General features: G+C 64.8%; 15 protein-coding genes. 8 read left to right on the top strand and 7 right to left on the bottom strand.

Annotated elements, in window-relative coordinates; genetic code table 11:
- The first annotated feature begins 1 nt into the window (after position 1).
- The 6 genes from LSO07_RS25280 to LSO07_RS25255 all read left to right on the top strand — a co-directional run bounded on the left by LSO07_RS25280 (position 2) and on the right by LSO07_RS25255 (position 5,099).
- Complete coding sequence (locus LSO07_RS25280; protein WP_404811521.1) at positions 2 to 994, top strand: TRAP transporter substrate-binding protein; 993 nt, start codon at positions 2 to 4, stop codon at positions 992 to 994.
- 116 nt (positions 995 to 1,110) lie between these two features.
- Positions 1,111 to 1,683 (top strand): TRAP transporter small permease, encoded by a 573-nt coding sequence (locus LSO07_RS25275; protein ID WP_034780017.1) that lies wholly within the window; start codon positions 1,111 to 1,113, stop codon positions 1,681 to 1,683.
- Complete coding sequence (locus tag LSO07_RS25270; protein ID WP_070257459.1) at positions 1,680 to 2,960, top strand: TRAP transporter large permease; 1,281 nt, start codon at positions 1,680 to 1,682, stop codon at positions 2,958 to 2,960. The genes LSO07_RS25275 and LSO07_RS25270 overlap by 4 nt, the downstream gene beginning before the upstream one ends.
- 425 nt (positions 2,961 to 3,385) lie before the next feature.
- Positions 3,386 to 3,898, top strand: a complete 513-nt coding sequence (locus LSO07_RS25265) for a methylated-DNA--[protein]-cysteine S-methyltransferase (RefSeq protein WP_151096926.1) — start codon at positions 3,386 to 3,388, stop codon at positions 3,896 to 3,898.
- Positions 3,895 to 4,812 (top strand): site-specific tyrosine recombinase XerD, encoded by a 918-nt coding sequence (gene xerD / locus LSO07_RS25260; protein WP_225317418.1) that lies wholly within the window; start codon positions 3,895 to 3,897, stop codon positions 4,810 to 4,812. The genes LSO07_RS25265 and xerD overlap by 4 nt, the downstream gene beginning before the upstream one ends.
- 80 nt (positions 4,813 to 4,892) lie before the next feature.
- Entirely contained in the window at positions 4,893 to 5,099 is a 207-nt protein-coding gene (locus tag LSO07_RS25255) for a hypothetical protein (RefSeq protein ID WP_070257461.1), read from the top strand.
- 65 nt (positions 5,100 to 5,164) lie between these two features.
- Here LSO07_RS25255 and LSO07_RS25250 read toward each other — a convergent pair whose 3' ends face one another.
- Genes LSO07_RS25250 through LSO07_RS25240 form a run of 3 tightly spaced genes read right to left on the bottom strand, consistent with a single transcriptional unit; the run spans position 5,165 to position 10,650 of the window.
- Positions 5,165 to 6,442: a TolC family protein gene (locus LSO07_RS25250; RefSeq protein WP_151096925.1), complete on the bottom strand. Its 1,278-nt coding sequence runs from the start codon at positions 6,440 to 6,442 to the stop codon at positions 5,165 to 5,167.
- On the bottom strand, positions 6,429 to 9,533 hold the full coding sequence (locus LSO07_RS25245) for an efflux RND transporter permease subunit (protein ID WP_151096924.1): 3,105 nt from the start codon (positions 9,531 to 9,533) through the stop codon (positions 6,429 to 6,431). Before LSO07_RS25245 ends, LSO07_RS25250 begins: the two co-directional genes overlap by 14 nt.
- A complete protein-coding gene (locus LSO07_RS25240) occupies positions 9,526 to 10,650 on the bottom strand; it encodes an efflux RND transporter periplasmic adaptor subunit (RefSeq protein WP_151096923.1) in 1,125 nt (374 codons plus the stop codon). Before LSO07_RS25240 ends, LSO07_RS25245 begins: the two co-directional genes overlap by 8 nt.
- A 228-nt stretch (positions 10,651 to 10,878) precedes the next feature.
- Here LSO07_RS25240 and LSO07_RS25235 point away from each other — a divergent pair, with 228 nt between their 5' ends.
- Both LSO07_RS25235 and LSO07_RS25230 read left to right on the top strand, forming a co-directional pair.
- Positions 10,879 to 11,559 carry a response regulator transcription factor gene (locus LSO07_RS25235; RefSeq protein ID WP_034779983.1) on the top strand — a complete coding sequence of 227 codons (681 nt, stop codon included), beginning with the start codon at positions 10,879 to 10,881 and terminating at the stop codon, positions 11,557 to 11,559.
- The gene (locus tag LSO07_RS25230) at positions 11,552 to 12,949 is read left to right on the top strand and encodes a sensor histidine kinase (RefSeq protein ID WP_151096922.1); all 1,398 of its coding nucleotides are present in this window, start codon (positions 11,552 to 11,554) and stop codon (positions 12,947 to 12,949) included. The genes LSO07_RS25235 and LSO07_RS25230 overlap by 8 nt, the downstream gene beginning before the upstream one ends.
- On the opposite strand, the gene LSO07_RS25225 is transcribed toward LSO07_RS25230, so the two are convergent.
- The 4 genes from LSO07_RS25225 to LSO07_RS25210 all read right to left on the bottom strand — a co-directional run bounded on the left by LSO07_RS25225 (position 12,941) and on the right by LSO07_RS25210 (position 18,689).
- On the bottom strand, positions 12,941 to 13,255 hold the full coding sequence (locus LSO07_RS25225) for a hypothetical protein (RefSeq protein ID WP_092607970.1): 315 nt from the start codon (positions 13,253 to 13,255) through the stop codon (positions 12,941 to 12,943). The genes LSO07_RS25230 and LSO07_RS25225 overlap by 9 nt on opposite strands.
- Positions 13,252 to 13,971, bottom strand: a complete 720-nt coding sequence (locus LSO07_RS25220; protein WP_205412515.1) for an MgtC/SapB family protein — start codon at positions 13,969 to 13,971, stop codon at positions 13,252 to 13,254. The genes LSO07_RS25225 and LSO07_RS25220 overlap by 4 nt, the downstream gene beginning before the upstream one ends.
- 362 nt (positions 13,972 to 14,333) lie before the next feature.
- Positions 14,334 to 17,453 carry an efflux RND transporter permease subunit gene (locus tag LSO07_RS25215; RefSeq protein ID WP_151096921.1) on the bottom strand — a complete coding sequence of 1,040 codons (3,120 nt, stop codon included), beginning with the start codon at positions 17,451 to 17,453 and terminating at the stop codon, positions 14,334 to 14,336.
- Between the two features lie 3 nt (positions 17,454 to 17,456).
- Entirely contained in the window at positions 17,457 to 18,689 is a 1,233-nt protein-coding gene (locus LSO07_RS25210) for an efflux RND transporter periplasmic adaptor subunit (protein ID WP_034779962.1), read from the bottom strand.
- Between the last annotated feature and the right edge of the window lie 135 nt (positions 18,690 to 18,824).

Raw genomic sequence — 18,824 nt, 5'->3', positions numbered from 1 at the left:
GATGAAAACCATGTTCGTCGCGCTGTGCGCGGCCATCGGCGCCACCGCCGGCGTGCACGCTTACGCGCAAGCCCCCATCGTCATCAAGTTCAGCCACGTCGTGGCGACGGACACGCCGAAAGGCCAGGCCGCCGAGCGCTTCAAGCAGCTGGCCGAGAAAGCCACGAATGGCAAGGTCAAGGTCGAACTGTACCCGAACAGCCAGCTGTACAAGGACAAGGAAGAACTCGAAGCCCTGCAGCTGGGCGCCGTGCAGATGCTGGCGCCCTCGCTGGCCAAGTTCGGCCCGCTGGGCGTGAAGGAGTTCGAAGCGTTCGACCTGCCCTACATTTTCCCCACCAAGACGGCGCTGTACAACGTTACCGAAGGCGAAATCGGCAAGAGCCTGCTGAAAAAACTGGAACCCAAGGGTATCACGGGCCTGGCTTACTGGGACAATGGCTTCAAGGTGATGTCGGCCAACAAGCCGCTGCACAGCCCGGCCGACTTCAAGGGCCTGAAAATGCGCATCCAGTCGTCCAAGGTGCTCGACGCGCAGATGCGCGCGCTGGGCGCCAATCCGCAGGTGCTGGCCTTCTCGGAAGTGTATCAGGCGCTGCAGACGGGCGTGGTCGACGGCACGGAAAATCCGCCGTCGAATATGTACACGCAAAAGATGCATGAAGTGCAAAAGCACGTGACCGTGTCGAACCACGGCTACCTGGGCTATGCCGTCATCGTCAACAAGAAATTCTGGGATGGCTTGCCGCCCGATATCCGCGCCCAGCTGGAAAAAGCCATGCGCGAAGCCACCACGTTTGAAAAAGCCATCGCCCAGCGCGACAACGACCAGGCCCTCGACGCCATCAAGAAAGCGGGCAGGACGCAGATCTACACCTTGACGGTGCAGGAACAGGCCGAGTGGCGCAAGGCGCTGGCGCCCGTGCAAAAGACCATGGAAGCGCGCATCGGCAAGGACCTGATCTCGGCCATCAACAAGGAAAGCGCGAAGTAATAGCGCTGGCCGCGCCACCCGGTGCGGCTTTCAGGGGCATCCCTGTCTTTCTGCAGCAACGGCACCTGCGCGTCCTGCGCGGGTGTCAGCGTACCCGCATTCTTTGAAAGTCCACCATGAAATTTCTGGATCACCTGGAAGAGTGGCTGATCGCGACCCTGATGGGCGCGGCCACCTTCATCATCTTCGTCGCGGTCGTGCACCGCTACCTGGCAGGCTTGCCGATACCGGTCGTGCAAGACTTCCTGATTCAAATCAATACCAGCTGGGCCCAGGAACTGTGCATCTACATGTTCGTCTGGATGGCCAAGTTCGGCGCCGCGTATGGCGTGCGCACGGGCATCCACGTGGGCGTCGATGTCTTGATCAACCGCATGAACCCGCGCTGGCGCGACCGTTTCATCGTCTTCGGCCTGGGGGCCGGCGCCCTGTTTACGGGTGTCGTGGGGACCCTGGGTGCCAGCTTCGTGTGGTCGATCGGCCACACGGACCAGACCTCGGCCGACATGGAAGTGCCGATGTGGCTGGTCTACCTAGCCGTGCCGCTCGGTTCCTACCTGATGTGCTTCCGCTTCCTGCAAGTGATGGTGCATTTCATCAAGACGGGCGCCTTGCCGAAACACGACCATTCGCACGTCGAGGGCCTGGAAGACGAACTGACGGCTGAAGAAAAAGGAGCCAAGGCATGAACGCGCTGATCATTTTTGTGTTGCTGCTGGCGCTGATGCTGACCGGCATGCCGATTTCCATTTCGCTGGGCCTGACGGTACTCACGTTCCTGTTTACCATGACGAGCGTACCCATCGAATCGGTGGCCCTGAAGATTTTCACGGGCATCGAGAAGTTCGAGATCATGGCCATCCCGTTCTTCATTTTGGCGGGCAACTTCCTCACGCATGGCGGCGTGGCGCGGCGCATGATCAACTTCGCCAGTTCCATGGTGGGCCACTGGCATGGCGGCCTGGCGCTGGCCGGCGTGATGGCGTGTGCGCTGTTTGCGGCCGTCTCCGGCTCCAGCCCCGCCACCGTGGTGGCGATCGGCTCCATCATCCTGCCGGCCATGGTCAAGCAGGGCTACCCGCGCGGTTTCGGCGCTGGCGTCATCACCACCTCGGGCGCGCTGGGCATCCTGATTCCGCCATCGATCGTGATGGTGATGTATTCCGTCAGCACGAATACCTCGGTGGGCAAGCTGTTCATGGCGGGCGTGATTCCCGGCATGATGCTGGCCATGCTGCTGGGCCTGACCACGTGGTTCTTGGCGCGCAAGCACAATTATCCACGCATGAAAAAGGCCAGCTGGGGCGAGCGCTTCGTCACGTTCAAGAAGAGCGCCTGGGGCCTGCTCTTGATCGTCATCGTCATGGGCGGCATCTACTCGGGCGCCTTCACGCCGACGGAAGCGGCCGCCATGGCAGCCGTGTACGCCTTCATCATCGCCGTCTTCGTCTACAAGGACTTGAAGATCAAGCAAGTGGGCAAGGTCTTGCTCGACTCGGCCGCCATGTCGGCGATGCTGTTGTACATCATCACGAATGCCGTGCTGTTCTCGTTCCTGATGACCAGCGAAAACATCCCGCAAGCGATGGCCGAATGGATCACGGGCAAAGGCCTGGGCGTGATCAGCTTCCTGTTGGTGGTCAACGTGCTGTTGTTGTTGGCTGGTAACGTCATGGAACCGTCGTCCATCGTGCTGATCATGGCGCCGATTTTGTTCCCCGTCGCCATGAAGCTGGGCATCGATCCTGTGCACTTCGGCATCTTGATCGTGGTCAATATGGAAGTGGGCATGTGCCATCCACCCGTGGGCTTGAACCTGTACGTGGCGTCCGGCATTACCAAGATGGGCATTTCGGAGCTGACCGTGGCCGTGATGCCGTGGCTGCTGACGATGCTGGGCTTCCTGGTGCTGATTACCTACGTACCACAAATCTCGCTGTGGCTGCCAAATTTAATTTACAACTAAAACAGTTGTCCCCGTCATGGTGCAAAAAAAGTCGATCCGGCCGAATAAATGCGCTATGATGGGCAGCCTTAAGGGGAAACACGTATATGCATATACGCCCAGGTAGCAAGGCTGAAATACAGAATTGGCAACAAGGTTAGTGGGGGAGTGGTCTATAAAAACGGTATTGATACCGGGGATATATTGAGGAGACACACGTTTCACAGAAGTTGTTGAGTCATAGCTGTCTGCGGCCACAAGCCGGCACCGGCGGACCCAAACGACCGGGAACGTGAAGCAATATTTGAAGCGCACCGACTGGTGCGCTTTTTTTTCGTCCCCGGGAAACGTCCGCCGGCACGCCCAAAGTCGGTGCATAATTCCCGTGGCGCTGTTTCCGGCGCCGGCAGGTTGCATATATGCCACACTTGAATAATGATCAGCAGATGAAAAAACAACAGGGCAGTGAACTGTTCAGCGCCATCGTGGCCGCGCCGTTCGGCGCCATGGGCGTGCGCGCGCAGGATGGCCAGGTATGCGAGCTGGTGTATCTGCCGCCGCACTTTGCGGAAAAAGACGCGCAGGATGCCGTCTCCGAGCGGGCGTGCCAGCAACTGGCGCGCTATTTTATCGATCCCGATCAGGTCTTCGACTTGCCGCTGGCAGGCGCGGGCAGCGCCTACCAGCAACGGGTATGGACGGCGATCGCCGGCATCCCGCGCGGCCAGGTGCGCACCTATGGCGACGTGGCGCGCCTGATCGGCTCGGCGCCGCGCGCCGTGGGCCAGGCCTGCGGCGCCAACTGGTTTCCCGTGGTCATACCCTGTCACCGGGTCACGGCCGCTGGCGGCCTGGGCGGCTTTGCCCACCACGACGATGCGACGGGCTTCCACCTGGGCGTGAAGCGCTGGCTGCTGGCGCATGAAGGCGTGGCGGGCATGGGGTGGTCAACACGATGATGAACAGCCTGCTGGCGCCCGACAACACTACCCTGATCGATGAATTCTGCGACAGCCTGTGGCTGGAAGACGGCCTGTCGAAAAACTCGCTGGACGCCTACCGGCGCGACATGCGGCTGTTTTCGCGCTGGCTGGAAGTGGCGCGGCCCGGGCGCGAGGGCCTGTACGACGTGTCCACGGCCGATATCGAGGCGTATTTCGCGGCCCGCCGCGACGAGAGCAAGGCCACGTCGTCGAACCGGCGCCTGTCCGTGCTCAAGCGTTTTTACCAGCTGGCCCTGCGGCACAAGCATATCGCGGCCGACCCGTGCCTGAAGATGGTCTCGGCCAAGCAGCCGGCGCGCTTCGTGCATACCTTGAGCGAAGCGCAGGTGGAAGCGCTATTGGCGGCGCCCGACGTCAGCACGCCGCTGGGCTTGCGCGAGCGCACCATGCTGGAGCTCATGTATGCGAGCGGCTTGCGCGTGTCGGAACTGGTGGACTTGCAATCCGTGGAGCTGAGCCTGAACGATGGCGTGCTGCGCATCACGGGCAAGGGTAGCAAGACGCGGCTGGTGCCGTTCGGTGAGCAGGCGCGGCTGTGGATCGAGCGCTACCTGAAGGAAGCGCGCGGCGTGATTCTCGACGGCCAGATGGACGATGCGCTGTTCGTCACGCGGCGCGGCGGCGCCATGACGCGGCAAATGTTCTGGGTCATCATCAAGAAACACGCGCTGAACGCCGGCATCACGGCGCCGCTGTCGCCGCACACCCTGCGCCACGCGTTCGCCACCCATTTGCTGAACCATGGCGCGGACTTGCGTGTTGTGCAATTGTTACTGGGGCACTCCGATATTTCCACCACGCAGATTTACACGCATGTGGCTCGCGAACGGCTGAAACTGCTGCATGCGCAGCATCATCCGCGAGGCTAAACATTTGGTGTTTGGTCCAACTACGTCATAATGTGGCTTATATGCTTATCTGTAACATCTAAAAACTAAAGAGGTAGTAAATGGCCAAGACAAATTTCCAATACGAAAAACGGCAAAAAGAGCTGGAAAAGAAGAAGAAAGCCGAGGAAAAAGCCAGGCGCAAGCTGGAAGCGAAAAACAATCCGAAGCCGGCCGACGGTGGCGAGGGCGATGAGCCGGAAGCGGACGACGCCGACGTCGACGCCGATCCGGCCGCCGAAGGCGACGCTCCCGCCCAGCCCCAGTAATTCCCCGTTCCTGACGACCGGTGCGGCATGGCCGCGCCGGTATCTCCTCGTTCTCTCCTTCCCCGCTACAAGCGCGGCCGCTGGCCGATCGCCAGTTGCAGCTGCGTGCTGGCGATGGCCGCATCGGCGCGCGCCTGCACATAGCCCTGGTACGCCTCATCGGCCGAGCGCTGCGCCGCCAGCCATTCCAGCAGCGAGGCATTGCCGCTGAAGTACGACAGGCGCATGCCATCGACCACCTTTTGCGCATCGACCAGCACGCCGTCACGGTAGCGCGCCAGCCTGTCCTGCGCCGCCCGCAGCTGCCGCTGGGCCGTGCGCACTTGCGTTTCCGCTGTCAGTTCCGCCTGGCGCAGGGCCAGCATCGCCTGTGTCACGCCCGCTTCCGCTTGTACGATGTCGCCCTTGTCGCGCCGCGACAGGGGAATGGGGATGGCCAGCGAGATGGACAGCGCACGGGAGCGGGGCGCGCCTTCGACGGGATTGCCGCTGGCGTCGATGCCGTCATGGTAGCCGCGCGCGGCGGCCAGGCCCACTGTGATGGTCGGGTCGACGGCGCGGTTGGCGCGCACCAGCGCCGCGCCGTCGCGCAGGTTGTCCAGGGTGGCGCGGGCGATGCGCACGTCGCTGCGGGCGTCGAGCGCTTGCGGCACCAGCACACCGGCATCCTGGTTCTCAAACGCGGCGAAATCGCATACCAGCTGCGCCTCCGGAAACAGCGCGTCGAACTGGCGTCCCAGCGGCGGCGACAGGGCCAGCATGGCGCTGTCCGACTCGCTGCGCGCCTGCGCCAGCTCGGCCTGGAACTGGTCGCGTTCCACGCGCGACTGCAGCAGCTCGATGCCGCCCACGTCGCCCGCCTTGCGCCGCACGGCGTTCGCTTCCACGACTTGCGACAGGGCCGCCATGGTCTGCTCCTTGCGCGCGAGGACCTCGCGCGTGCGGCACGCTTCCGTGAACGCGGCGGCGGCCGTGCCATACAGTTCGCTCCTGAAACCGGCCACCGTTTCCTCGGCCAGCGCGACATTGCTGTGTGCGGCTTTGACGCGCGCGGCGCGCTTGCCGCCCGTCTCGATAGCCATGCTGATGGCCGGGTTCCACGTGACGGGACGGTGTTCGACGCTGCGCACGCTTTCGCGCGTGGCGCCCAGGGTAAACTCGGGATCGGGACGCAGGCCGGCGATGCCGATGCCGGCCTTGGCCGAGGTGATGCCTTCCTGCTGCGACTGCAGCTCCAGGCTGTGGCTTTCCACAGCGGACAAATAGGTTTCAAAGCTCAGGGGGGCGGCGATGGCGCAAGGGGCGATCAGCCAGGTCGCCAGCAGTACGTTAAAACGTGTCATGGGTCTCTCCTTCGGTATCGGTCTGGTGTTTGTGTACGTGCGCCTCGATCAGGTAATACAGGGCCGGCAACAGCAGCAGGGTCAGCGCCGTCGCCGTCACCAGGCCGCCCACCACCACGGTGGCCAGCGGGCGCTGCACGTCGCTGCCCAGACCCGTGGCCAGCATGGCCGGCGTCAAGCCCAGGGCGGCCACGGTGGCCGTCATCAGGACGGGGCGCATGCGGTCGCGGGCCCCTTCCAGCACGGCGTCGCGCAAACTGCGGCCTTCGTCGGCGCGCAAGCGGTTGATCTGTGCCAGCATCAGCACGGCGTTCAGGACGGCCACGCCGAACAGGGCGATGAAGCCGACGGCGCTCGACACGTTCAAGGTCATGCCGCGCAGGTGCAGCGCGGCCAGGCCACCGAGCATGGCCAGCGGCACGGCCAGCAAGACCAGCGCGGGCTGGCGCAGGTTGCGGAACTGGCCAAACAGCAGCAGGAACATGGCGCCCAGCGTCATCGGCAGGATCAGGGTTAAACGGCTTTGCGCGCGCTGCAGGTTCTCGAACTGGCCGCCCCATTCGACGCTGATGCGCTGGTGCTCGCCTGCCACGGCTTGCGCCACCAGCGGGCGCGCTTCGGCCAGGAAGCCGGCCAGGTCGCGTCCGCGGGCATTCAGGCGCACGATGATGTGGCGCCGGCCCATTTCACGCACGATGACGCTCTCGCCCGAGGTGGTGCTGATGCTGGCCACCTGCGCCAGCGGGATCTTCGCGCCATTCGCCGCCGTGATTTTCAGGTTGGCGATGGCGTCCGGGCTGGAACGCGTAGCGGGCGGGAAGCGCACGGCGATGTCGTAGCTTTTCTCGCCCACGTACACCTGGCCGATGGGCGCGCCGCCGATGCCGGTGGCAATCAGGTCGGCCACGTCGGCCGCATTGATGCCGTAGCGGGCCGCCTTTGCGCGGTCCAGTTCCACCTTCAGGTTGGGCAGCGGCGGTTCCACGTCCACGGCCACGTCGGAGGCGCCGGGGACACCTTTCAATACGTGCGCCACCTTGCCGGCGATGGCGCGCACTTCATCGAGGTCGTTGCCGAAGATTTTCACCGTCAGGTCGCTGTGCGCACCCGACAATTTATCCTGCACGCCATCGATCATCGGCTGCATGAAGGCCACCGTAAAGCCGGGCATGCGCGCGAAGCGCTCATTCATTTTCGCGATCAGCTGCTGCTTGCTCATGCCCGATTTCCAGCTGGTATATGGATGCAGGCCCACGCTCGCCTCGATGTGCGACGGCGTCCAGTAATCGGTGCCGTCGTCGTTGCGTCCCGTCTGCGTGACGATGGTCGACACTTCCGGGAACTCCAGCGCGGCGCGCCGCAGTTCGCTGGCCATGTCGGACGCCTTGTCGAGCGTGATCCCGGGCGGCATCTGCACCTGCAGCCATAACGAGCCTTCATCGAGGTAGGGCAGGAAATCGCGTCCGATGGTAGTGCCCAGCAAAGCCAGGCACGCCAGCGAGGCGGCGCACACCATCGCCACCCAGCGCTTTCTGCCCACCATGCGCTCGAGGAAGCGGCCATACGCGCCCGCCAGCTTGTCCAGCGCGCGGTTATGGAAGGTGCGGCGCGGCTTGCGCAAGGCCAGCCAGGCCAGGCCGGGGATCAGCACCAGCGCCACCACCAGCGCGCCGACCAGCGCCGAGCCCACCGCATACGCCATCGGCGAGAACAGTTTGTACTCGATGCGCTGGAAGGCGAACAGGGGTAAATAAGCGGCGATGATGACGGCCATGCCGAACATGATGGGACGCGCCACCTGCAGGGTCGCGTCGATGGCGTCCTGCAGGGTGAGGGGCCGCTCCTGCTCCCGCTCGCGGCGGCGCAGCATGTTTTCCAGCACTACCACGGAACCGTCGACGAGGATGCCGAAGTCGATCGCCCCCAGGGACAGCAAATTGGCGGGAATTCTAAAGTGGTGCATGAAGATGAAGGCGATCAGCAGGGCCAGAGGAATCGTCAGCGCGACGATGGCGGCTGCGCGCGGGCTGCCCAGATACAGCAGCAGTACGAGGGCGACCAGCAGCATGCCTTCGCCCAAGGTATAACTGACCGTGTGCAGGGTGGCTTCGATCAGCGAACTGCGGTCCAGGTAGGGCGCCACTTTCACATCTTTCGGCAGCAGGTTGGCATTCAAGTCATCGACGGCCGCGTGGATGCCGGCCAGCGCCTCGGACGGATTGAAATCCTTCAGCAGCAGGGTGATGCCTTCGATGGTGTCGGGGTTGTCGTCCTTGCCGAGGATGCCGCGCCGCTCCACGTTGCCATAGGCGAGCTTGCCCAGGTCCTTCACCAGCACGGGCACGCCGTCCTTGCTGCTGACGACGACGTTGCCCATGTCGTCGAGTGAATGCAGCAAGCCCACGCCGCGCACCACGTACGATTGCTGGCCACGGTCGATGACGCTGCCGCCGCCGCTGATATTGTTGGCGTTGATGGCGTCCTTGACCTGCGCCAGCGAGAAGCCGTAGCTGTCGAGTTTTGCGGGATCGAGTTCCAGCATGAACTGCGTCGTCAGGCCACCGAAATTGCTGACGTCGGCCACGCCGCGCACCTGCTGCAGGCGCGGAATCACGGTCCAGAACTGCAGCTCGGACAGTTCGCGCAGCGAGCGTGTTTTCGATTCCAGCGTGTAGCGGTAGATCTCGCCAGTGGGCGAGGTATAGGGATCGAGTCCCGGCTTGGCCTCGTACGGCAGGTTGACGCTGGCCAGGCGTTCCTGCAGCCGCTCGCGCGTGAAGTAGCCATCGCTGCCATCCTCGAACACCACCGTGATCAGCGACAGGGCGAACAGGCTGCGCGTGCGCAGCACGTGCATGCCCGGTGTGCCGAGCAGGGCGCGTTCCAGTGGAATGGTGATCTGCTGCTCGATTTCCTCGGCGCCCAGGCCCGGCACCTGCGTGACGATTTGCGACGTGACGTCGGCGATGTCGGGGTAGGCTTCGATGGGCAGCTGCTTCCAGCAATAGACGCCGTAGACGGCGACAAACAGCAGTACCAGCCAGACGATGCCGCGCCGCTGGCAGCAGGTGGCGATGAAACGGTCAATCATTGAGCAGCACTCCTTCCTTGACGACGATGCGTTCGCCCGCGCGCAAGCCCGAGACGATTTCCACCTGCCCGCCATGGCTGGCGCCCACTTCCACCGTGCGCGGCGAGAACACCAGCGGGCTGCGCTCCACCATCACGCGCGTCGATGGCCCGCTTTGCAGCACGGCCGACGCCGGCACGAGGAGGACGCGGCGGGAAGCGCCGGCGAATCCCGCGTGGGCGAACATGCCCGGCTTGAAGGCGCCGGCGCGGTTGTCGATGGCCACGCGCACCTTCACCGTGCGCGTCTCGGGATCGAGCACGGCGCCCACATACGCGACCTTGCCCTCGAAGGTTTTGCCGGGCCAGGCGTCGACGGCGATGCTGGTCTTTTGTCCCACGGCCACGTGCGCCAGGTCCCTCTCGGCCACGTTGGCCGACAGCCACACGGTGGACAGGTCGGCCACCGTCATGACGGGCGCGTTGATATCGTTCCAGTAGCCGCCCTGGGCGCCTTCCATGGCGATCACGGTGCCGGCGATCGGCGAACGCAGCACATAATCGCGGCGCGAACCGCGCGCGCCGGCGCCGTACTGGGCCAGCTTGTCGGCGCTGGCCTGGGCATCGCTGCCAGCCTGCGCAAAAACTGCCTGCGCCGCTTCGTACTCCTTGCGCGCGGCGATTTCCGCCTCGAACAGCGTTTTCTGGCGCTCGAGTTCCTGGCGCGCCTGCAGCAGGGCGGACTTCGCCTTGCTGTCGTCCGCGTAGGCGGCGCTCAGTTCCGCCGAATCGAGCGTGAACAGCGGATCGCCCGCCTTCACGCTGTCGCCCAAGGCGCGCTGCAAACGCGTGATCCGGCCAGCCAGCGGCGGCGTGATTTTCACCAGTTTTTCCGGCATCGCTTCGATGCTGCCTGGCGCATCCGTCTGCGTGGCGATCTCCTGTTCCTGCACGGCGGCGACCTGCAGGCGCTGGCGCAGCGGCGACATCTTGTCGACGGCGATGCTGCCGTCGTCCAGGTGCCTCGATTGGGCGGGCGGCGTGGCTGCCGCCGTCGGTTTGGCGCAGCCGGCCAGGGCCGAACAGGCGAGAGCGAGGGCGCAGCTGGCGCCCAGGGCGTTGCGGGTGGTCGTGTTCATCCCGTGTTTCCTTGTTATTGATGGTGATGGGGCATGCGTGGATGCCGTGCCCAGACGGGCGGTCAGAAGGGGGCGCGGGCAGAGATATGACAGCGCCGGAAAAGCATAGCAATATGGTCCTGAAGAAGCGCCCAAGAATGCCTGAATCATTCTTCAGGTTCGGTGTGCGTGCGGTGGAGCGCGGTAAAATGCCAGCATGGAAAACAGGGCGCGACGCGAAAGGCAGGCATGAGAATCCTCCTGGTGGAAGACGACCGCAAGGCGGCGCGCCTGCTGGCCCGCGGCTTGCAGGAAGAAGGCTTTGTTGTCGACGTGGCGCATAGCGCCGAGGAAGGCGAGGATGAAAGCTACGCCGTCGACTACGACGCAATCGTGCTGGACTGGATGTTGCCGGGCAAGCAGGGCATCGATTTTTGCCGCGACTTGCGCGCGCGCGGCATCCAGACGCCCGTGCTGATGCTCACGGCGCGCGACGCCACGGCCGACCGGGTGGCGGGCCTGAACACGGGCGCCGACGATTACCTGACCAAGCCGTTCGAATTCGAGGAACTGCTGGCGCGCATCCGCGCCTTGCTGCGCCGCTCCGACATCAGCCGCCCGCTGGTGCTGGCGCTGGCCGATTTGACGCTCGATCCCGTCAGCCACCAGGCGACACGGGCCGGTGCGCCGCTGGTGCTCACGCCCAAGGAATACGCGATTCTGCTGATCCTGCTGCGCCAGGCCGGCGAAGTGGTCAGCCGTGCGCGCCTGGCCGAGCAGATATGGCAGGCGGACCTGATCGGCATCGACAACCTGATCGACGTCCACGTGCGCAACCTGCGGGGAAAAGTGGATACGCCGGGCTTGCCGCCATTGATCCATACGGTGCGCGGGCGCGGCTTCCGCCTGGCGGAAAACAACGGTGGCTAGCTTTCGCAAGCGCCTGCTGCTGGTGCACCTGGCCGTCATCCTCGCCATCGTCGCCTGCACGGCGCTGGCCGGCTACTGGGGCCTGTCGCGCGCCGTGCATGGCCAGCTCGATGCGGCCCTGCTGGCGCTGGCCGAGACGGAAATGGCCATGCTGCCGGCCGCGCCGCGCCAGCCCGTGCAGGTGCACGAGGTGGCGCCGGGCCTGGCGCAACCCTCGTTGACGCGCCTGGACCGCCTGGTGCAGATCATCGATGGCGAAGGCCGCGTGCTGGCGCGCAGCCGCAACCTGGAGGCGGCGCAGCTGCCGGCGCCGCCCGCCCTGCTGGCGCGCCTGGCGGCCGGCGAGACTGTCTTCGAGACCCTGCCCAAGTTTGGCGAAGAGCCGCTGCGCATGGTCTCGATTCCCGTGCCATCTTCCGGCGCGGGCCTGGCGGTGCAGGTGGCCGGTTCGCTCGACGACGCCAACCACGTGCTGGCCGCAGCCACGGTGCTGTTTGCCGCCATGGCGCTGGCCTTGCTGGCGGCCGTGGGCTTGGCCGGCGAAATGCTCACGCGCCGCGTGTTGGGCGCCATCGACGACGTGGTGGACCAGGCGCATTCGATCGGCGAAGCCAGTCTGCACCAGCGCCTGCCACATCCCGGCACGCAGGACGAAATCGGCCGCCTGGTCGATACCCTGAACGCCATGCTGGACCGACTGGAGCATGGCTATGATGCGCAGCGCCGCTTCACGGCGGACGCCTCGCACGAATTGCGTTCGCCCCTGTCGCGCCTGCGCACGGAAATTGAAATCACCCTGCGCCGCCCGCGCGAGTCGTCCGAATATGTCGATGCGCTGGCGTCCTGCCTCGACGAAGTGCAGCGCCTGACGACCCTGGTGGAAGAATTGCTGATGCTCACCCGCCTGGATGTGGGCCAGGAGCGCAATGCGGTGGAAACCATCGCGCTCAATCCCCTCGTGCGGGCGGCCGCGCAGCGCCTGGAAAAGGCGGCGGCGCAGCGCGGCATCCGCATCGTCTTTGATGAAAGTGTGACCGTCCAGGCCAGAGTGGCAGCCGGCCCGGTGGACCTGGTGCTGGCCAATCTCCTCGATAACGCGGTGAAGTTTTCGCCGTCAGACAGCGTCATCACGGTGCGCGTGGTGCGCGATGGCGAACAGGCGTTTGTGGGCGTGGCGGATGCGGGGCCGGGCATCGGCGTGGACGATTTGCCGCATCTGTTCGAGCGCTTTTACCGGGGCGCCCAGGCGCGTGCGGGCGAGGCGCCCGGCTTCGGCCTGGGCCTGGCCCTGTCGCAAGCCATCGTGCACGCGTATGGCGGCAGTATCGAGGCGCGCAACCGTCCGGAAGGAGGCGCGCTGTTCATCATGCGCCTGCCCGCCTCAGATTGACGGTGCGACGCCTTCCCAGCGCACTTGCCGCACTTGCGGCCAGGCGCCCGCGCGGTTGACGAAGCGTACCAGCACGGCGCGCTGCACGGCCTGGCACAGCACCGTGGCGATCAGTTGCACCACCTGCCTGGCGTCGTCCCAGCTGCGCAGCATCTGCGACGGCGCCAGGCCTGCGCCCTTGAGTTCGGCCAGCAGCAGGCGCACCACGTGGTCGGCTTGCGCTGCGGGGCAGGTGACGGTCAGGCGGTAGGTGGCCACGACAGGCGCTTGCCTGGCAAACCAATGGAAGAACTTTTTCATCATCATACCCCCCGCTCGGCGACAAATTCCGCGTTGTTCACCAGCGCCCAGCGCACGGCCGAAACGCTGCCTTCCAGGCTCACCTGGCTGACGATCTGCTCCAGCAATCCCAGGCTGGACAAGGGCGTGAGCAGGTCGGCGCGCACTTCGATGCGCCCCGCGTGCGCGGCATCCTCGCTGTGCAGCGATTGCAGCATCAGCGCCGGCATGCCGCTGATCAAGCGCAGCATCAGCTTGCGCACCTGGACTTCCTGCTCCGCCTCGCACACGGCCGTCACGCGGTAGATGCTCTCCGTTTCGATGCCCGCTTCGCTGCCATGCGCGTTGATGCGCTGGGCCAGATGGCGCAGCACCAGGTTGGCGATCAGCACGAAGCCCGTGCCGATGGCCGCCTCCAGCGCGAAGCCCAGGCCGCACAGGATGCCGATGGCGGCCGAGCACCACAGGGTGGCGGCCGTGTTCAGGCCGCGCACCGTCATGCCTTCTCGCATGATGACGCCGGCGCCAAGAAAGCCGATGCCCGAGACCACCTGCGCGGCGATGCGCATGTGGCCCGAGGCATCGCCTTCGAGCACGGAAACCATCACGAACAGCGAGGCGCCGACGGACACCAGCGCATTCGTGCGCAAGCCCGCCATGCGCTGGCGCAGCTGGCGTTCGGCGCCGATCATGGCGCCCAGGGTCAATGCCGCGGCAACGCGCAGCGCAAAGTCAAATACCACCATAGTTTCTCCCGGCTGGGGAGGAACAGGCGAGTGCCAGGGCGTGCGGAAAACGCCCGGTAAAGGGGGCAGCAGACGATAACGGTGGAACGATGAGGAGGGAAGTGCGGCGAATGGACATCGCCGCTGGTATAACCGCACCTTGCCATGGGCAGGGCGGGCGGAATGCGCGCGTCTTGCCTAAGGCCGATCGCCGATGGTCAATCGACTACTGTCACTGGAACAAGCACCCACGAGTCACTCCATATCATTGATAACGGGGACAGTCTAGCCAGTGGGGCAGCTTTGGTCAACTGAAGCTCTCTTCAGAAAGCCGCCGCGTCGTCCCCGCCAATGCGGGGACGGTGAAGGCGACCGGTCTATCAGTGGGCGTGTGCCTTGCCGTCGTCGGCGGATGCGGCATGCTCGCCGCCGCTGCCGCCAAAGAAGCGCGCGGCGCGCTTGCCCAGGCTATCGAGGTAGGTGTAGGCGACGGGCACCACCACCAAGGTCAGCAAGGTCGAGGTGATGACGCCGCCGATGACGGCGCGGCCCATCGGCGCCTGCGATTCGCCGCCGTCGCCCATGCCGATGGCCATCGGCAGCATGCCGAAGACCATCGCCAGGGTCGTCATCAGGATGGGGCGCAAACGTACTTGCCCCGCTTCCATCAGTGCCTCGAACTGTCCCAGGCCTTCGCGCTGGCGCTGGTTGGTGAAGTCGACCAGCAAGATCGCATTCTTGGTGACCAGGCCCATGAGCATGATGAAGCCGATCACGGAGAAGATGTTCAGGGTGCTGCCCGTGATCAGCAGGGCGGCCAGCACGCCGATCAGCGACAGCGGCAAGGACACCATGATGGCGATCGGCTGCAGGAAGCTGCCGAACTGCGACGCCAGCACCAGGTAGATGAAGATCACGGCAATGCCCAGCGCCATCATCGCGCCGCCCATGGTTTCGGCCATCTGCTGCGCATTGCCGGCCACGTCGAAGCGCACGCCGGGCGGCAGGTCGATGGACTTGATGGCTTTCTGCACGTCGGCGTCGACGTCGCCGGCAGGGCGGCCCTGCACGCCCGCATAGATGGCGACCCGGCGCTGCAAGGCCTGGCGTTTCAGCACTTGCGGGCTCGATGACGGCACGAATTCGACCACCTGACGCAGCGGAATCATCACGGGCTTGCCGTTCGCGTCAAACTTGCTGGACGCCAGCGACAGGTCGGCCAGGTCGGCCACTTTCTGGCGGCCCGATTTCGGCAGCTGCACGTTGACGTCATAGTTTTGTCCATCGCTGGCTAACCAGTGGCTGACCGTGTCGCCCGCAACAAAAGGCCGCAGGGCATTGCCGATCTGCTGCACCGACAAACCCAGGTCGCTGGCCAGCTCGTTATTGATCTTCACGGTGGTCGACGGATTGGCGCCTTCCTGGCTGTACTCCATGTCGGCCAGGCCCTTGATGGTGCGCATCTTGTCCATCAGGCGGTGCGCCACCGCATCGAGCTTGCCTTCATCCGTGCCGAGGATGGCGATGAAGATGGGACGGTTGCCGACCGACAGGGTGATGCCGGCGATCGGCGCCAGGCGCTCGCGGATCAGCTTTTCCAGTTCCTGCTGCGAGCGGCGCTTGTGCGTCTTGAGGTCCGTCAGTTTCAGGTTCACCTCGGCCGCGTTGCGTCCATCGGGCGTGCCGATATTGGCCACCAGGCTGTCGATCTCGGGAAACTCCTTCAGGGCCGTTTCGATCTGGCGCACTTTGCTGTCCGTGTATTCGAGGCTGGAGCCGACAGGCGTCTTGAAACGCAGGTTGACCCAGCCCTGGTCCGTCTCGGGGAACATCTCGCCGCCGATCATCGGCACGAGCATCAGGCTGCCCGCGAACAGGGCCACGGCCGTGGCCAGGGTGGTCTTGCGCCAGCGCAGGGCCACTGCCAGCACCTTGCCGTACCAGACGTGCAGGCGGTCGATGCCCGTCTCGATCCATGCCATGAAGCGGCCCAGCCACGGCGCATACTTGAAGCGGTCCTTGACGGGGTCGCGCCAGACGGACGACAGCATGGGGTCGAGCGTGAAGCTGACGAACAGGGAGACGAGAACGGCGACCGCCACGGTGATGCCGAACTGCAGGAAGAAGCGGCCGATGATGCCGTCCATGAAGGCGACCGGCACGAACACGGCGACGATGGCGAACGTGGTGGCCATCACGGCCAGGCCGATTTCATTGGTGCCGTCGTTGGCAGCCTTGTAGTGGTTCTTGCCCATGCCCAGGTGGCGCACGATGTTTTCGCGCACGACGATGGCGTCATCGATCAACAGGCCAATGCACAAGGACAGCGCCATCAGGGTCAAAAAGTTCAGGGTAAAGCCGAAGGCCTTCATGGCGATGAAGCTGGCCAGCACGGAGATCGGCAAGGTCAATCCCGTGATGATGGTCGAGCGCCACGAGTGCAGGAACAGGAAGACGATCACCATGGTCAGCACGGCGCCTTCGATGATGGTGCGCTTGACGTTATTGAGCTGGCTTTGCACGCGTTCCGATTCGTCGTCCAGCACGCGCAGCTTGATATCGGGCGGCAGCGTCTTTTGCAGGTCCGCCGCCACTTTCAGGATGCCGGTACCCACTTCGACCACGTTGGCATCCTGCACCTTGGTGATTTCCATGGTCACGGCTTGCTGGCCGTTCATGCGCGAGATCGACAGTTCTTCCTGTTCACCGTCGACCACGGTGGCCACCTGGTCCAGGTAGACGGGGCCGATGGCGCGCCGCGCGACGATGATCTTGCCGAATTCGCGCGCATCCTTGATCTTGCCTTCCACGCGCACCAGCTGTTCGGCCGCGCCATGGCTGATCGAGCCGGCCGGCAAATTGGTATTCGTCGCCTGGATGGCGCGGATCACTTCATCGACGCCGATGCCCTGGGCATTGAGTTCGATCGGTTTCATGCTGATGAGGATCTGGCGCGCGCGCAAGCCGCGCAGCTTGACTTGCCCCACGCCGGCCACGCCCTGGAAGCGCTTGCTGATGATCTGTTCCGTCATGGTCGACAGCGAGCGCAGGTCATGCCCGGTCGAGGTCAGCACGATGGTGGCGATGGGGCGTTCGTTGTCGCCTTCGGCGCGGGCGATGAACGGGTCCTTGGCTTCTTTCGGGAAGCGGGGGCGCACCAGGGCCACCTTGTCGCGCAAGTCCTGCATGGCCTTGTCCATGTTCGTCGACAGTTCGAATTCCAGGTAGACGCCGGCGCGTCCTTCCCACGAGTTGGCGCGGATGGTCTTGATGCCGCTGACGGTGTTGACGGCGTCCTCGATGGGGCGCGTGATGTCGTTTTCCACGGCTTCGGGCGAGGCGCCCGGGTAGTTCACTTCAATGGCGGCGAACGGGAACTGCACGCTGGGCATGCTCTCCACGCCCAGGCCCCGGTAGGAGAAGATGCCCAGCACCACCAGCGCCACCATGACCATGGTGGCGAAGACGGGATTTTGAATACTGACTTTGGTCATCCACATGGCTCAGTCCTTCCGTGCCAGCACGGCTGCCGGCGCGGCAGGGGCGGCAGCCGGTGCGGCGAAGGTCACGCTGTGGCCCGGCTTGACGCCATCGAGCTTGGCGATGATGACTTTCGCGCCCGGCACCAGGCCGGACGTCACTTCCGCATAGCCTTCATCCTCGTTGCGCAGTCCCAGCGTGACGGGCTGGGCGACCACCTTGTTGTTCACCAGCGCATACACGACGGGACCCTGCTTTTCATTGCGCACGGCCGTCAATGGCACCAGCGGCGCCACGGATGAGCGCTCGGTGACGATGCTGCCTTTGGCGAACATGCCGCCGCGCAGCGCGCCATCGCCATTGTCGACGGCGATGTAGACGAGCATGGCGCGCGAGCCGCTCTCGGTGGTGGGGTTGATGCGCGTGACCTTGCCGGCGAAGTCGCGCGCGCCGAAGCCGTCGACCTTGAAGTGCACGTCCTGGCCCAGCTTGATGCGGGGGATTTCCGCGCTGGGCACGGGCGCTTCCAGGGTCAGCTGCGCCAGGTTGACGATGGTGTAGACGGGCATGTCGGGCGAGACTTTTTCGCCGGCCTGCAGGTGGCGCTTGCTGACGATGCCGGCCATGGGCGCACGGATCACCGTGTCGGCCAGCGCGATGCGGGCGATGTCGACCATGGCAGCGGCGGACTTGACGCTGGCGCGCGCCAGGTCGACGGAGTTTTGCGTCGTGTCGTAGGCCGTTTGCGAAATGTATTTTTGCTTGAGCAAGGCCTGGCTATTGGCCTCGTTTTTGCTTGCCATCGACAGGCGCGCCTGCGCTTCGTCGAGCATGGCTTGCTGCTGCGTCAGGCGGGCGCGCTGGTCGGCCGCATCCAGGCGCACGAGGATTTGCCCGTCCGCCACATGCTGGCCTTCCTGCAAGGTCGTTTCCTGGATCACGCCGGAAACCTTGGCCTTGATGGTGGCCTGGGTCAAGGGCGCCAGCGAGCCGGACAGGGGCAGGCTGATTGCCAGCGCGCGCGCATCGATGGCGGCCACGTCGCCCTGCGCCAGTTCATGCACGGGCGTCTTGTCCTGCTCCTTCTTCTTGCTCGCTTGCAGTTCGGCAGCCTTGGCGGCTTGCTGCTTCGATTGCATCACCGTCCAGCCGCCGCCGGCCAGGGCCAGCACGACCAGGATCAGCACGGGGGTGCGCCAGCGCCGGCGGCGCGTGGCGGCAAGGGGGGAGGCGGGGGGCAGGGTCTCGTTTTTCATAGGTTTTTTAGTCAGGAGCGGCGCAGGGGTTCGGCGCCAGGTCTCGGTGCGGACCCGGCCTGTCGCTGGCCGGGAGAATTCGGGTAGCGCATCACCGTGGCGGCCGCAGGCAGCACGCCTGCCGCTGCGGTCGTT

The sequence above is a fragment of the Janthinobacterium sp. PLB04 genome (assembly GCF_021165895.1).
GTDB lineage: Bacteria > Pseudomonadota > Gammaproteobacteria > Burkholderiales > Burkholderiaceae_D > Janthinobacterium > Janthinobacterium lividum.
The sequence above is the reverse complement of the archived record's forward strand: the minus strand, read 5'-3'. Positions and strand labels throughout refer to the sequence as shown.

Bases quoted from the DNA above. Each gene is read 5' to 3' on its own strand.
- LSO07_RS25235 (WP_034779983.1), top strand. From the start codon at position 10,879: ATGAGAATCCTCCTGGTGGAAGACGACCGCAAGGCGGCGCGCCTGCTG.
- LSO07_RS25210 (WP_034779962.1), bottom strand. From the start codon at position 18,689: ATGAAAAACGAGACCCTGCCCCCCGCCTCCCCCCTTGCCGCCACGCGC.
- LSO07_RS25250 (WP_151096925.1), bottom strand. From the start codon at position 6,442: ATGACACGTTTTAACGTACTGCTGGCGACCTGGCTGATCGCCCCTTGC.
- LSO07_RS25270 (WP_070257459.1), top strand. From the start codon at position 1,680: ATGAACGCGCTGATCATTTTTGTGTTGCTGCTGGCGCTGATGCTGACC.
- LSO07_RS25215 (WP_151096921.1), bottom strand. From the start codon at position 17,453: ATGTGGATGACCAAAGTCAGTATTCAAAATCCCGTCTTCGCCACCATG.
- LSO07_RS25255 (WP_070257461.1), top strand. From the start codon at position 4,893: ATGGCCAAGACAAATTTCCAATACGAAAAACGGCAAAAAGAGCTGGAA.
- xerD (WP_225317418.1), top strand. From the start codon at position 3,895: ATGATGAACAGCCTGCTGGCGCCCGACAACACTACCCTGATCGATGAA.
- LSO07_RS25280 (WP_404811521.1), top strand. From the start codon at position 2: ATGAAAACCATGTTCGTCGCGCTGTGCGCGGCCATCGGCGCCACCGCC.
- LSO07_RS25275 (WP_034780017.1), top strand. From the start codon at position 1,111: ATGAAATTTCTGGATCACCTGGAAGAGTGGCTGATCGCGACCCTGATG.
- LSO07_RS25240 (WP_151096923.1), bottom strand. From the start codon at position 10,650: ATGAACACGACCACCCGCAACGCCCTGGGCGCCAGCTGCGCCCTCGCT.
- LSO07_RS25265 (WP_151096926.1), top strand. From the start codon at position 3,386: ATGAAAAAACAACAGGGCAGTGAACTGTTCAGCGCCATCGTGGCCGCG.
- LSO07_RS25245 (WP_151096924.1), bottom strand. From the start codon at position 9,533: ATGATTGACCGTTTCATCGCCACCTGCTGCCAGCGGCGCGGCATCGTC.
- LSO07_RS25225 (WP_092607970.1), bottom strand. From the start codon at position 13,255: ATGATGATGAAAAAGTTCTTCCATTGGTTTGCCAGGCAAGCGCCTGTC.